The following is a 14,582-nucleotide window of genomic DNA, read 5'->3' as shown; positions in this document are numbered from 1 at the left end:
CCCCAAGTTCTTTAGTATAGCACCCGCTATCTGGTTTAAAGGAACAATTTCGTTCACAAGCCCTGCTTCCGCAACCACTTTAGGCATACCATAAACCGTGCTGGTTACTTCATCCTGTGCTATTACATAAATATTTTTTTTTTCTTTTAATTTTTTGATGCCTTTCGTACCGTCGCCACCCATTCCGGTTAATACAACGCAGATAATTTCCGTATAATCCGTATCAATTAACGATTCATACATAATATCAGCACAGGGCTTTAAGCCGTTCCTTGCCGGTTCCTCCGTAACTGACAACTGCCATGAACCATTTCCTGCCGGTAATAAACGCATCTGGTGTCCGCCTTTTGCGATATAAGCAGCTCCATTTTTAATTATTTCTTTATCTGCCGCTTCTCCTACCTGAATTTTGCTCATCTCATTCAGCCGGTTTGCTAATGAAGCTGTAAAGCCCTCCGGCATATGCTGGACAATCAGTACACTACAGCCCAAATTTTCCGTTAATAAAGGTATCACCTGTGCAAGTGCTTTCGGTCCTCCTGTGGAGCAGGCAATTGCCACTAGTTTTTTAGTATTTAATGATTTAATAACAGGTCTTTCTGCTTGTACTATTTGAATGTTAGGCTGTTTCTTAGATTCAATTGGATTGACTTTAGACATGGTCGGCTGTTCCAGCGGTAACACATCTTTTGCTGTGACCTGGTATAGTTTCGTTGCTACTGTCAGGCAGTCAATAATCTTATTTTTGAAATTATCACTTTTCACATCAAAAAAGCTATCCGGTTTTGTTACAAAATCAAAAGCTCCTAATTCTAAAGCACGGATTGTTTCTTTGGCACCTTCTTTCGCTACCGTACTTACAATAATCACTGTAGCTTTCACTTTATGCTTATCCAATTGTTCCAGTAATTCCAGACCGCTCATCTTAGGCATATTAATATCTAATAGGATGGCGTCATAAACTTCTCTTTCCTGAACTAACAGATTAAGCGCTTCTAACCCATTTGTTGCTACTTTTGTAACTTGAAACCTTGAATCTAAATTTATTATATCAGAGAGCACTCTTCTCATGAGTGCAGAGTCATCAACAATCAAAACTTTTTTCTGCATTTTCCGCCTCCGTTTTACTAAGTTCGCCCTTTTTCTTTTTTTCTTTGACAACGTTCCTCTTCAAAAATAAATTTGATAATAGCCTCTCTCTCTTCTTTTAAAATATCTATAAATTGAACGCGATGTTCATAAAATCCCTGACGATTTATCATTTTATTCGAAGATATAATCATAGCCTGTATATTAAAATTTTTAATACCCAAGCTGTTATTAAAATCCATGGACATCTGTATCATATTGCCATGTTCATGACTATGTTCTGAAACAAATCTTGCTCCGCCACCGCTTATATCTAAAATCGTCCCGGATAAACATTCTTGTTTTAAATTATCTAACGTGTTAATATATTCTTGTTTTTCTTCTTCATCTTTAAAATTATTACTATGTAGTTTATTTAAAATCGATATTTCCATATCCGTAATGAAATAATATTTAAATTCCAGTAAATATTCCAGTCTATAAAATTTTCTTCTCTGGTATTTTTCCAGATCCGAAGTAAATTGAACATTCAGAACATAAATGTTATTGATACGTCCGCGTTCTGCAATGACACATTTACATTGAAAAAGGCCCTTTTTGGTAAAAAAACAAATATTATATTTGTCACCCACCGATAATGGGATTATCCTGCCTCCTTCTATGGGCATTAAAATACTGGCTGTATCGTCATTGATAAAATCTAAAACCTGACTTTTATAAACTCTTTCATTTTCAACTTTTTTTGTACTGAAGTTTAATAATTTTAATTCCAGTTTATCACCTATGGATACTACATCACTAACCATATACTGCCTCCCTGCCCATTATTTCTTAAATTTTAAACGGATTAAATTAGAAAAAAGTCCTGTTATTCCATTGCTGGAATGCACTTTATTTGTAACATTATTACATAATATATTAGCTAATTCTAAAACTGCTTTGGAAGAGGACGAATTTGGATACAAGGTAGAATAAGGTTTCTGCTGCATTACGGATTTTGATACATTGGGATCTTGAGGAACCGCACCAAGAAACTCCATTTTTACGGTAAGAAACTTCTCTACTACTAAATTCAATTTTGTATATAATTGTTTCGCTTCCTCATAGGAATCTACACGGTTTGCAATCATTTTTATTACTGTACGATCCGAAGATATGTCCATCTTCCGGTTCAGCGTTTTAAGTAATGCATAGGCATCCGTTATTGATGTGGGTTCCGGAGTCACTACTAATAATACCTCAGAACTGGCAGTTACAAATTCCAGCACACTATCTGTTATGCCAGCTCCTGTATCAATAATAATTACATCAGCTAATTCATCCAATTCATAAAGTTTCTGTGTTAAGAATAATATTTGATCTCTATTAATATTCGCTAATTCATGTATACCGGACCCACCGGATATAAAACCAATATTCTCAGGACCTTTTGTAATAATGTCCGAAAGTCCCTTCCCACGGAACATTAAATCTGCCAAATTATACTGAGGTCTGATTCCCAGCATAACTTCGACATTTGCTAATCCAAAATCAGCATCCAATATAATAACACGTTTTCCGAGTCTGCTCATCTGTATACCTAAATTAACAGATATATTTGACTTTCCAACACCGCCTTTTCCGCTTGTTACAGTTATAACGCGGGCTATTTTTCCGGTTTGGTTTTGGTTATTAATAGTCGGCTGACCCTGACAGGCAGCGTTTTTTTTAATGATATTTCTTAATTGTTCTGCCTGATCCATTAATCATTGCCTCCTAACAACTTCTTAGCAGTTTCCTGAGTGTCAATCTTACCAATATCGTCCGGAACATTTTGTCCATAAGTTGCGTAAGATAAATCAGCATTGGTTAACATTTTAATATTAAATATATTTCCAACGGATATGGTTTCATCCAACTTAGTAAAAATAAGCCTATAATTAGTGATTTCTGAATAACTTTCCGTTATTTTGATTAAATCTTTATATTTGGTTGTAGCACTTAGAACCAGATATATTTCCCTTTCCTTTACATCTATAGATTGTATTAACCTTTCAATATCATCTCTTTGTTCACGGTTTTTATGGGATCTGCCGGCAGTATCGACTAAAACAACATCAAAATCTTTAAAATCTTCTCTGGCTTCCTTAATTTCATCCTCAGAATAAATTACTTTCATGGGAACACCAAGAATATTGGCATAAGTTCTAAGCTGTTCCACAGCAGCAATTCGATAGGTATCTGATGTCAACATAGCTACTTTGGCTTTTTTATTCAGCTTTAAATAAGAGGCAATTTTAGCAATGGTAGTGGTTTTCCCTACCCCGGTAGGTCCAATAAAAAATATGAATTTTGTTTGGTTATCAAGAAGTTCAATTGTCTGAGGCTGCCCTAATTTCAGAATAATCTTTTGGTATACATTTGCCAGAACATTATCTAAGGATGCATCCTTTTTAAATTTATTTTCAATTTCACTTAAAATTTGATTTACAAATTTTTCATCCATTTCATTTTTTACCAGTTGATTGTAGATCAGCTGCACATATGGAAGACTCTTATCCTCTTCCTTTTTTACTTCTGCTTTTTCTTCCATTCGTTTCTCATTCAACTGTTTTTCTAATAGATTTTGAAGATTATTTAATTTTTTTTCAATTGCTGAGGTTTCATTCTTTTCTTCAGGCAATTTATTTTCATTCTCTTTTCCGGTTAAAGAATTTTCATTATCATAAATAATATTAGGATTAAATTTAAAACTGCTCTTTTCCGGTTTTGCGGTATCTTGTTTATCAGAATCCTTTTTCGCAGCAGACTGCGAAATGGTATCATCTATTGCGGCTGTTATCTCAACAGAAGCTCTCCGGAATAGTTTATATATTCCTTTGGGCGAAACTGTTTTAATATTCATTACAATAGCATCTTTACCCAACTCATCTTTTGCAAGCATAATTGCCTCAGTTTCCGTACCTGCTTGAAACTTCTTAATTATCACTATACTGTCACCATCCCTACCGACTGTAATTCTACATTAGATTCAATTTCATTATAAGATATAACGATTAAATCCTTAAAATAGTCTTGTGTTAATTTTTTAAAATACATTCTCACAATCGGGGAAGTAATAACAATTGGATTTTTACCGATGTTCTCTAATTTTTGTATTTCTTCCTCCACAGAATGTATTATGTTTTGTGTTTTATCCGGGTCTAATGCCAGATAGGCACCCTGTTCCGTTTGTTTTACAGAACCCATGATTTCTTGTTCAATCTTTGGATCAAGGGTTACGACACTCGTAGTTTCACTGGCCGGAAAATATTTGCTTGAGATTGCTCTTTTTAAACTTTGTCTTGCATACTCCGTTAAAACATCCGTGTCTCTGGTCGTAGCAGCATAATCTGCCAAGGTTTCAAAAATAGTTATTAAATCTCTAATAGAAATACCTTCTTTTAACAGATTCTGTAATACTTTCTGAATCTCACCAACACTTAATAATTTGGGAACTAATTCTGTTATAAGGGTAGGATTTGCTTCTTGTACATTATTAATGAGATTCTGAACATCCTGTCTGGTTAATAACTCATGTATATGTCCTCTTATTATTTCTGTTAAATGTGTTGCTATAATGGATGGGGGATCTACCACGGTATAACCCACAGACTCTGCTCTTTCCCTCTGATTTTCAGTTATCCAGATTGCTGGCAGATGGAATGAGGGTTCAAAGGTTGGAATACCTGTGATTTCTTCTTCTACAAAACCTGGATTCATAGCCATATAATGATCAAATAAAATTTCACCCTCACTCACCGGGATACCTTTTATCTTAATTACATATTGATTCGGATTAAGCTGGATATTATCCCTAAGACGTATCATAGGTACAACACAGCCAAGTTCTAAGGCTATTTGCCTTCGAATCAGAACAACTCGGTCTAATAAGTCACCTCCCTGATTCACATCAGCCAGAGGGATGATACCATAACCGAATTCTAATTCGATGGGATCAACCTGTAACAGGGATACAACATTTTCAGGTTTTCTGATTTCATCTCCTGATATTTCATCCATGGAAGCCTGCTCTTCAATATCATCCACTTCAATCCTTCCGGCTATCACTCTTCCGCAAATAATAAATACCACACCATAAGTACAGAAGACCAAAGCGCTTAATGGAGTTACAATACCCAGAAAAATTAAAGAACCACCAACCATATATAAAACTTTCGGTATGGAAAATAATTGCTTAACCAGTAAATCTCCAAAATCTGCTTCTTTGGACACTTTTGTAACAAGAATACCGGTTGCTAAAGAGATTAACAGGGATGGAATCTGGCTTACTAAGCCGTCACCGATGGTTAATATGGTATACTTATTAAAAGCTTCCGCCATTGGTATACCCTGTCTTATAACACCCATAGCGATACCACCGGCAAAATTGATTACCGTAATGATCAAGCCGGCTACCGCATCCCCTTTTACGTATTTGGTAGCACCATCCATGGAACCAAAGAAACCGGATTCTTCCTGGATTTTTTCACGTCTCTCTCTCGCCTGTGTATCAGTAATTGCACCGGTATTAAGATCCGCATCAATTGCCATCTGTTTACCTGGCATTGCATCCAGTGTAAATCTGGCCGTAACTTCCGCAACTCTTTCAGAACCTTTATTAATTACCATAAACTGAACTAAAATAAGAATTATAAATACAATTATACCAACTATCGGATCTCCGCCGCCGACAAACCCACCAAAAGTTTCTACTACATTACCTGGTTCACCGGTTGTAAGAATTAATCTGGTGGAAGATACATTTAAGGAAATGCGGAATATAGTAGTAAATAACAATATGGTCGGGAAAGACGCCATATTTAATACTTCCTTTGTAAATAAAGCATTAAACAGGACAATTAAGGCTAACGAAATATTTAAAGCTAATAAAATATCCAATAAAACGGAAGGGATTGGTACAATCAGAAAGATTATTGCAGCCAGCAGATACAGGCCTATGGCTAAATCTGTTTTTTTCATTTATACACCCACCTCATATCGTAAGCCTGCTTGCGATATTGCCACTAGTAAATGTGGTTGAAAGATTTATAAAGTGGCATCCTTTCTTTCATTATATTTTCTCTCAACCTTACTTTCCCCTGGTAATCTTACCCAAACATGCTAAACATGCTTGTTCTTTAAATTATATACATAAGCCAGAACTTCAGCTGTCATCTGGTATAGTTCCGGCGGAATCTCATTTCCAATTTCAACATTATAGTATAACATTCTGGCAAGGGGTTTATTTTCTACAATTTCAATCTTATTTTCCCTTGCAACTTCTTTTATTTTTTGTGCTAAATAATCCGCACCCTTTGCAATAAGGACCGGCGCTTCTGAGGTTTCTTTATCATACTTAATCGCAGCAGCAAAATGAGTCGGGTTTGTAATAACTACATCTGCTTCCGGTAAATGCTGCATCATTCTTCGTTGTGAAGCCTCTCTCATCTTTGAACGTATTTTACCTTTAACCTGAGGATCTCCTTCCGCCTGTTTGTACTCATCTTTGACTTCCTGTTTGGTCATCCTCATATCTTTTTTGAATTTTAATTTCTGGTAAATGTAATCGGCAAAACCAATTATTAAAAATATAATGCTTATTTTATAACCTAAATCTAAAACGATGTTTCCGATTAAATAAATTGCCTGTAATAGTTCCATATCATAAAGCTTTAAGAGTATATCTTTGTGTTTTATTAAAGTATCATAAGCAACATAGGTTATTACTCCAATTTTTAGAACCTCTTTAATCAGTTCTACAATTTTATCTTTTGAAAAAATTTTTTTAAATCCTTTGATCGGATTAAATTTACTGAATTTCGGCTGAAGCGGCTTACCGGTAATCTGCCATTTCACCTGTGCTATATTCGTTATGATTGCTACTACAAAAGCCGAAATAAATACCGGTATGGATATTCTGATAATGGTAAATGCCGTGTCCTGAAAAATCCATTGTGCCGTAGCATGAGTAAAATCATCATTTGCATAAAGTTCGATACTGTTATATGTTTTTATAAACGAATTGATAAAATTGTTACCAATTACCCCAATAAAAGTCTTTAAAGTCCAAAATAATGCTAAAAGTGCTGCTGCCGTAATTAAATCCGTGCTTTTCGCAACCTGACCTTCTTTTCTTGCATCCGTTAATTTTTTGGAGGTAGCTTCTTCCGTTTTTTCCCCGCCGGCTCCTTCTGCAAAATATTGCAGTTTATACTTTAAAAGCCTCTCCATGCTATTAACCTCCCCATGTAAACCCTTGAGATAATGCTTCTATTGCAGATTTCATCATAGCCAACATCTCATCAAATATAAATCCCGAAACCGTCTGTGTAAAACCTACCAGTAGAAACAGTATAAGTAAACCAACAAAAACTTTCAGCTGTAAACCGATTACAAACATATTTAATTGAGGTGCTATCTTAGCTAGGATTGCCAAAATGGAATTTACAATCAGCATTCCTGCAAATACTGGTAAAACAATGCGAAATCCAATGATAAAATAGTCTTTAATGAATTTGAGCATAAGAATATATAAATTAGGGCTGATGGAGGCTCCTCCTATGGGTATTACTTTAAAAGCATCAACCATTGCCTTAATAATATAGTGATGTAAATTTGTCACTAACATCATTAACATGACAATGTAAGAATAATAATTACTGGTAATGGTTGTCTGTACATTGGATACCGGATCGAATTCATTTACCATGGAAAAACCGATTTCCATATCCATCATACTACCTGCAAAATTCAGAATATAATAACTGACATTAGTAAAAAAACCAATTATCAAACCAACCATAAGTTCATTGATTACTAAAGCAGCATAACCAATAACTCCATCATATTGGATTTGTCCCGGTACTGTCTGAAATAATATCAAAGAAAAGAACAGGGAAAAACCAACTTTAACCTTTTGAGGAACATTCTTTAAGCTAAAAAACGGCGCAACATAGACGAATGCTGTTATCCTCACTAGTATCAGCAAAAAAATCTCAAAGTTATGTACTGTAAATGTCATTAGGACTTAATGTAGTAGCTGATATTGGTTATCAGATTGATTGTAAAATCTCTAACTTCTGTCATAATCCAACTTCCAAACAGCATAATAACTAAAAATACGGCAATTAACTTTGGAACAAAAGTGAGGGTTTGTTCTTGAATCGATGTTACTGTCTGCAGGATACTTACAACCAGACCCACTACTAAGGAAGTTAACAGCATCGGTGCTGAAACTTTTATAATTAACCAAAGTGTATCTCTGGCAATATCAATAATAATATTTTCATTCATTTCAACCTCATTTCCTGATAAACCCCTTCCTGACTAAACTGCTTATCAATTAATAAAATGTTTTTACTAATTCACCTATAATCAGTCCCCATCCATCTGCCAGTATAAACAACAGTATTTTAAAAGGCATTGATATCGTTGTTGGGGGAAGCATCATCATACCCATAGACATTAGCGTCGATGCAACGACCATATCTATCACTATAAATGGGATATAGATAACAAAACCTATTATAAATGCAATACGCAACTCACTTATAATAAAAGCCGGAATAATAACTGTCGTCGGAATCTTGTCAACAGAATCAACCGTCCCGATTTCAGCAATATCCATAAAGAGTTTTAAGTCTTTGGGTTTTACCTGTTTCAGCATAAACTCCCGAAGTGGAGCAATACCGGAAGTGATGGCTTGTTCCTGAGTTATTTCTCCATTTGATAATGGTTTTATAGCTTCATTATTAATTTGCGTAAATACCGGTGACATGATAAAAAGTGTTAAAAATAATGCTAAGCCGATTAAAATCTGATTCGGCGGAGTTGTTTGTGTTCCAAGAGCAGACCTTACGAAATGAAGTACTATTAATATACGGGTAAAGGATGTAACCATAATGATTATGGAGGGCGCTAATGATATCAGGGTTAAAACAACTAATATCTGCAAAGTGGAAGTTAATCCGCCGGCTTTTTCTCCGGTATCCAGGTTAAATTCAAAAGGTCCTATATTCCCATTCAGATCCACATCGGAATTATCTGCAGTGTCTGCATTTTCTTCCGTCTGGGTATCTGCCGTTTTATTATTACCCGTTTCCGTAGCATAAACAGGCGTAGCAAAAATAAAGGTTAATATACATATCACAAATAAGATTCTGATCTTTTCATACATGCTTCTTAAGTGCCGCTTAATAGATATATTCATGAATACCAACCTTTACTACTGATCATTTCCCTGATCATTTTTATTTTTATCTTTTATTTTTTTCAATGAAATATTGAATATATCTGTGAAGTTATTTTTTTGTAGTTTTAAATCATCCTGTTTCAATATTTCATTTTCATTTAATTCTGTTAAAAACCGTATATCATCCTTACCTACTGAAATCACAAAATATCTTGTACCAATTTGTATTATCTGTAGGTATTTATTCTGAGCGATTTTATAAGTTTCAAGAACTTTAAAATTACTGTTTTTTGTTATATTTAATTTTGCTCCGCCAACAAATTTAGTAGTATAATAAGTAATAACCAGTATGAAAATAAATAGAATACTGACTCCAAGTAATTGAAGCAGATTATCCAGGTTTGACATTCCTGCCGTTAAAATTATCATAGTTGCTCCCATTGCATTACTGCAAACTTAACCAACAGCTTTTTTAACTGCCTCAAGTACTCTGTCCGCCTGGAATGGTTTAACAATAAAATCCTTTGCACCGGATTGGATCGATTCGATAACCATGGCTTGTTGTCCCATAGCCGAACACATAATAATATTTGCACTTGGGTCCGCTGCTTTAATTTTCTTTAAGGCCTGGATTCCGTCCATCTCAGGCATGGTAATATCCATCATTACTAAATCCGGTCTGGTTTCATTATATTTTTCTACTGCTTTTACTCCATTTTCAGCTTCACCAACAATCGCATAACCATTTTTACTCAAAATATCCTTAATCATCATTCTCATAAAAGCTGCATCATCACAAATTAATATACTTTTTGCCATTTTGTTCTAATCTCCTATCATATGTTTTATATATTAGTTATTTAATTATTTCTGTAACCCGGATACCAAAGGATTCTTCGATGACAACAACCTCACCTTTTGCTACAAACTTGCCATTTACCAATACATCAATCGGCTCTCCTGCAAGTTTATTTAATTCAATTATAGTTCCTGGTGAAAATTCAAGTATTTCTTTTATGGATTTACTTGTTCTTCCTAATTCAACGGTTACTTCTAACGGTACATCCATAATCAGGTCTATGTTTTCAGGCTGAATAACTGGATTTTGAGGTACCATAAACGGTTGGAACTGAGCTGGCTGTACATTCACATCTTGAACTGGTGGCATCATAAAATTCATCCCCCCATACATATTTTGTGTGCCTTGCATTGGCTGCATATACGGCATCTGTCCTTGCGGAATCTGCACGTTATTCGCTGCGGCATTATTGACCGGTTCTTCTTGTTTTATCTGCGGCTGTGATACTTCTACTGCTTTTTGTGTACTATTTGCTGTCTGATCTTCTTTTATAAATTTCCTATATAAATCCCTTGCAAAATCAAATGGATATAATTGCAGCAATTCGCTGTCTACCAGATCTCCGATTTGCATTTTAAAAGATACTTTCGTAAATCGGCTTTTCAGGAATGGAGATATATCTTCTGCATCAATCGAATCATTCAAATCTACCAATTTAGCTATCGGAGGACTGATATCCACTCTTTTTTCCAGCATAGATGAAATAGATGTAGATGCAGATCCCATCATCTGGTTCATAGCTTCACTGATTGCACTTAAATGCAGTTCAGAAAGTTCCCCATCTACATTAGTACCATCTCCGCCCATCATCAAATCGGTTATTATCTTAACATCGGATTCTTTCAATATCAGAATATTGTTACCATCCAATCCGTCTTTATAATAAATCTGTATAAAGACACAGGGTCTGGTGTAATTATCCGCCAAATCATCCCATGTAGCATAAGAAACTACCGGTGTCGTAATAATAACTTTTTGGTTAACCAGGGAAGATAAAGTGGTTGCTGCTGTTCCCATACTTATATTAGAAATTTCACCTATTGCATCTTTTTCGGCATCGGATAATGATTCTAATTCTGTGTTAGCTTCCGCACTCTCTACGTTAGAACTCATCCCACTTAGAAGCGCATTAATCTCTTCTTGAGATAACATACCATCCATATTCTGTTACTCCTCTCTAATAATTGATGAAATTCTTACTGCATAAGAATCTGAAGATGCACCCGGTAATGCTTTAAATTTATTTATATTTCCAACATAAATATTCAGCTCATCCTCTACTTTTGTATTTAACTTAATAATATCGCCTCTCTGTAAACCGAGAAAATCATTAACTGAGATAGCGCTTTTACCAAGAACTGCCTTAATAGGAATTTTTGCTTTTGATATTGCAACTTCAATTAGTTCTTTATACGTTTCGTCGTCTTTAATCTGCATGGTTGAGAACCAGTATTTGGTATTTAATTTATCTATAACACTCTCCAAGCATGCATACGGCAGACAGACATTCATCATACCTTCCACATTACCAATCTTAATATTCATAGTCACAATGGATGTCATTTCACTTGGTGCAATAATCTGCGCAAATTGTGAATTCGTTTCGATTCGGATTAATCTTGGTTCTATGTGGATGACATTATTCCACGGTTCACTTAATAGATTGGTACATACATTAAATATTCTTTCAATAACGGTTAATTCAATCTCGGTAAAATCTCTTGCTTTCTCTAATGGGACGCCGCCTCCGCCTAACATACGGTCAACCATTGCATATCCGAGATTGTCTGCAAATTCGATTATGATATTTCCTTCCAGTGGAGAGAAATCTACGATTCCTAATAAAACCGGATTTGATAAAGCATTGGTAAATTCAGAATAGGCAACTGCCTCAGAATTCATAACTTCAACCTGTACATTTTTTCTAAAATATGCCGGTAAATTCGTAGAAAGCAATCTCCCATAATGTTCAAATATAATCTCTAAAGTTCTCAGGTGTTCTTTTGAGAACTTTGACGGCCTGGCAAAGTCGTAATTCTTTACCTGTTTTTCACCATTCCCCTTAAATTCGTCCGCGTCTAGTTCACCACTGCTTAACGCCTTAAGCAGATTGTCAATCTCGTTTTGAGACAAGACGTCGCCCATTGTCATTACCTCCCGGGTGATTACTTAATACTATATTATCACATAGTTCGAATAAAATCACCAAAATATTTTATTCAACGACTAATTTCCCAACTGAAATACTTATAATAAAATCTGATTTAAAATGTTCCTGTATCTTTTTTAAAATCTCAGATTTTATTTTATCTTTATTTTCAGTTACAGTGGAAACCGTATATTTCGAAAATTCATCGTTAATAATTTCTGTAATGGAACTTTGATTCGTTGCAATTGTAGGCTGCAGAGATTTGTAATCTTCCGATTTCGTATTAATGGACAGGGATACGGATACTAATGCATAATGACTTTTTGTATCACCCGGATCCTGCTTTAAATTAATCGTCAAATCTTCCGGTATCTGATAAACCTCAATATCAGCAATATTAATTTGATTCGGATCATTGGCATCCGGACTCTCCAATTCCAAGTCAATGGTCGATGCTACTTTTGATATTAGATTGTTTGTTCTCATCGTTGTTGGTACTACAGCAAATACAATAACTGCAGTTAAGATCATATTTAATATTCCTAATGCTAAGATGATAATAGTTAAGAAGTTTTTTTTCATAATGTCTCCCATCTGCCTAATCAGGCAAGTTTCTTATGTCTTAATTATTTATATCATTATATATTTTAATCTCAACACGTCTGTTCTTTGCTCTGCCCTCAGGTGTAGCATTACTAGCAACCGGATCATATTCTCCTCTGCCGGTCCAGCTTAGCGTTTTCGGATTTAATCCTTTTTCGTTCATTAGATATGTAGCAGCATTTAACGCTCTGGCAGATGATAACCAATTATTATTTTTATATATATTGTTAATATTCACAGGCACATTATCCGTGTGTCCTTCTAATTCGATATGATACTCCTTATAAACCTGTAAAATATCCCCGACCTTACTGAAAATAGGAATTGCTTCGAGTTTAATATCTGCCTTTCCGGAATCAAAAAGGATAGAACCGCTAAGTGAAATTTTAACATATCGGTAGTTCGTGTCCATACTTAATTCAATATAATTATCCAGGTTTTTTTGCTCCGCTAAATCAGAAACTTTATCATAAATAGCTTGGGAAGCTGCTTTATTTTGTTCTAACAATTCCTGCATGGCTTCAGACTGTTCGTATTCATCGGAAGCTGATGAATCCTCACTGCTCTTTCCTGTAGTATTATAATAATCGGATAAATCATTTAGCTGTGATATACCTGTTGAAATTAATCGTCCCTCATCTACGGCGGAACCTCCGCCACTAAATATACTAAAACTGCTTGACATGGAAGCAACTATTTCTTCATATTTTTCGGCATCTACCGTTGAGGAAGCAAAAAGTAAAACGAAGAAGCATAATAGCAGATTCATTAAATCCGCAAAAGTATTCAGCCATGGTGAACCCGCACTTTGTTCTTCGTCATTTTTCTTTCTAGCCATCTACTTCACCGCCTTCAGCAGCATCAAATTCTATTCGATTCGCAGGATTTAAGAATGACTTTAATTTTTCTTCAATTACTCTGGGGTTTTCTCCTGCCTGGATTGATAATAAGCCCTCAACAATAACTTCTTTCATCTGGATTTCAGAAGAATTATTGATTTTTAGTTTATTCACAACCGGAATACATACCCAGTTTGCTAACAAAGATCCATAAAATGTAGTAACTAATGCAACTGCCATATTTGGACCAATTGTAGATGGATCATTTAAATCTTTTAACATGTTAATTAAACCGATTAAGGTACCAATCATACCCCAGGCAGGACCCATTGCAGAAAGTTTATCCCAAAATCCGATTACTTCCTTATGTCTTCCCTCAATACAATTAAGTTCTGTTTCCATAATACTTCGTACTAATTCCGGGTCAGTACCATCTACAATTAATAAAATGCCTTTTTTTAAAAATTCATCTTCTATACCATTTGCTGTTTCCTCCAATGCCAGAAGACCTTCTTTTCTGGCTACATTGGATAATCCGATAATACTTCTAATCGTTTCGATTTCATTCACAGCGGGAGTATGTAAAACTAATCGGAAAGAAGCTAACTTTCCAAGATATGATTTCATATTTGGTTCCATGGTTATTAATGTGGTAAATGAACCACCGAAAGTAATTAACACGGATGGAATATCAATGAAGTTCATTACCATGGTAAAATCAAAACTCATTGAATCCTGCTGAAAAGCAATACCAAATATCATTATAATAATTCCGCTTATTAAACCAATAATAGAAGCTATATTCAAAACGCCACCCACCTAACTGTATTC

15 protein-coding genes and 1 pseudogene are annotated in these 14,582 nt (G+C 35.0%); all 16 read right to left on the bottom strand.

Going from position 1 to position 14,582, the window contains the following annotated elements; translation table 11 throughout:
- Nucleotides 1-15: 15 nt before the first annotated feature.
- A pseudogene (gene cheB, locus Ana3638_RS26835) lies at nucleotides 16-1,110 on the bottom strand (chemotaxis-specific protein-glutamate methyltransferase CheB); the annotation flags it as partial.
- A 17-nt stretch (nucleotides 1,111-1,127) separates the two neighbouring features.
- Complete coding sequence (locus Ana3638_RS15930) at nucleotides 1,128-1,895, bottom strand: flagellar brake protein (RefSeq protein ID WP_161838919.1); 768 nt, start codon at nucleotides 1,893-1,895, stop codon at nucleotides 1,128-1,130.
- Nucleotides 1,896-1,913: 18 nt separating this feature from the next.
- A complete protein-coding gene (locus Ana3638_RS15925) occupies nucleotides 1,914-2,831 on the bottom strand; it encodes a MinD/ParA family protein (RefSeq protein ID WP_161838918.1) in 918 nt (305 codons plus the stop codon).
- Complete coding sequence (gene flhF, locus Ana3638_RS15920; RefSeq protein WP_161838917.1) at nucleotides 2,831-4,057, bottom strand: flagellar biosynthesis protein FlhF; 1,227 nt, start codon at nucleotides 4,055-4,057, stop codon at nucleotides 2,831-2,833. The genes Ana3638_RS15925 and flhF overlap by 1 nt, the downstream gene beginning before the upstream one ends.
- Nucleotides 4,057-6,090, bottom strand: a complete 2,034-nt coding sequence (flhA, locus tag Ana3638_RS15915) for a flagellar biosynthesis protein FlhA (RefSeq protein WP_161838916.1) — start codon at nucleotides 6,088-6,090, stop codon at nucleotides 4,057-4,059. Before flhA ends, flhF begins: the two co-directional genes overlap by 1 nt.
- Nucleotides 6,091-6,231: 141 nt before the next feature.
- Complete coding sequence (gene flhB / locus Ana3638_RS15910) at nucleotides 6,232-7,341, bottom strand: flagellar biosynthesis protein FlhB (protein WP_161838915.1); 1,110 nt, start codon at nucleotides 7,339-7,341, stop codon at nucleotides 6,232-6,234.
- A gap of 4 nt (nucleotides 7,342-7,345) precedes the next feature.
- Nucleotides 7,346-8,098, bottom strand: a complete 753-nt coding sequence (fliR, locus tag Ana3638_RS15905) for a flagellar biosynthetic protein FliR (protein WP_246240285.1) — start codon at nucleotides 8,096-8,098, stop codon at nucleotides 7,346-7,348.
- 32 nt (nucleotides 8,099-8,130) lie between these two features.
- Entirely contained in the window at nucleotides 8,131-8,403 is a 273-nt protein-coding gene (gene fliQ / locus Ana3638_RS15900; RefSeq protein WP_161838913.1) for a flagellar biosynthesis protein FliQ, read from the bottom strand.
- Between the two features lie 49 nt (nucleotides 8,404-8,452).
- A complete protein-coding gene (gene fliP, locus Ana3638_RS15895) occupies nucleotides 8,453-9,319 on the bottom strand; it encodes a flagellar type III secretion system pore protein FliP (protein ID WP_246240282.1) in 867 nt (288 codons plus the stop codon).
- A 15-nt stretch (nucleotides 9,320-9,334) separates the two neighbouring features.
- On the bottom strand, nucleotides 9,335-9,730 hold the full coding sequence (locus tag Ana3638_RS15890; protein ID WP_161838912.1) for a flagellar biosynthetic protein FliO: 396 nt from the start codon (nucleotides 9,728-9,730) through the stop codon (nucleotides 9,335-9,337).
- Between the two features lie 27 nt (nucleotides 9,731-9,757).
- A complete protein-coding gene (locus Ana3638_RS15885) occupies nucleotides 9,758-10,120 on the bottom strand; it encodes a response regulator (RefSeq protein ID WP_161838911.1) in 363 nt (120 codons plus the stop codon).
- 37 nt (nucleotides 10,121-10,157) lie between these two features.
- Nucleotides 10,158-11,321, bottom strand: a complete 1,164-nt coding sequence (gene fliY, locus Ana3638_RS15880) for a flagellar motor switch phosphatase FliY (protein WP_161838910.1) — start codon at nucleotides 11,319-11,321, stop codon at nucleotides 10,158-10,160.
- A 6-nt stretch (nucleotides 11,322-11,327) separates the two neighbouring features.
- Complete coding sequence (fliM, locus tag Ana3638_RS15875; RefSeq protein ID WP_161838909.1) at nucleotides 11,328-12,305, bottom strand: flagellar motor switch protein FliM; 978 nt, start codon at nucleotides 12,303-12,305, stop codon at nucleotides 11,328-11,330.
- Nucleotides 12,306-12,375: 70 nt separating this feature from the next.
- Complete coding sequence (locus tag Ana3638_RS15870) at nucleotides 12,376-12,891, bottom strand: flagellar basal body-associated FliL family protein (RefSeq protein WP_161838908.1); 516 nt, start codon at nucleotides 12,889-12,891, stop codon at nucleotides 12,376-12,378.
- Nucleotides 12,892-12,931: 40 nt separating this feature from the next.
- Entirely contained in the window at nucleotides 12,932-13,750 is an 819-nt protein-coding gene (locus Ana3638_RS15865) for an OmpA/MotB family protein (RefSeq protein WP_161838907.1), read from the bottom strand.
- On the bottom strand, nucleotides 13,743-14,558 hold the full coding sequence (locus Ana3638_RS15860; protein ID WP_161838906.1) for a motility protein A: 816 nt from the start codon (nucleotides 14,556-14,558) through the stop codon (nucleotides 13,743-13,745). The genes Ana3638_RS15865 and Ana3638_RS15860 overlap by 8 nt, the downstream gene beginning before the upstream one ends.
- Nucleotides 14,559-14,582 lie beyond the last annotated feature (24 nt).

The sequence above is a fragment of the Anaerocolumna sedimenticola genome, assembly GCF_009931695.1.
In the GTDB taxonomy this organism is placed as follows: Bacteria; Bacillota; Clostridia; order Lachnospirales; family Lachnospiraceae; genus Anaerocolumna; species Anaerocolumna sedimenticola.
This window is presented reverse-complemented; position numbering and strand designations above follow the sequence as displayed.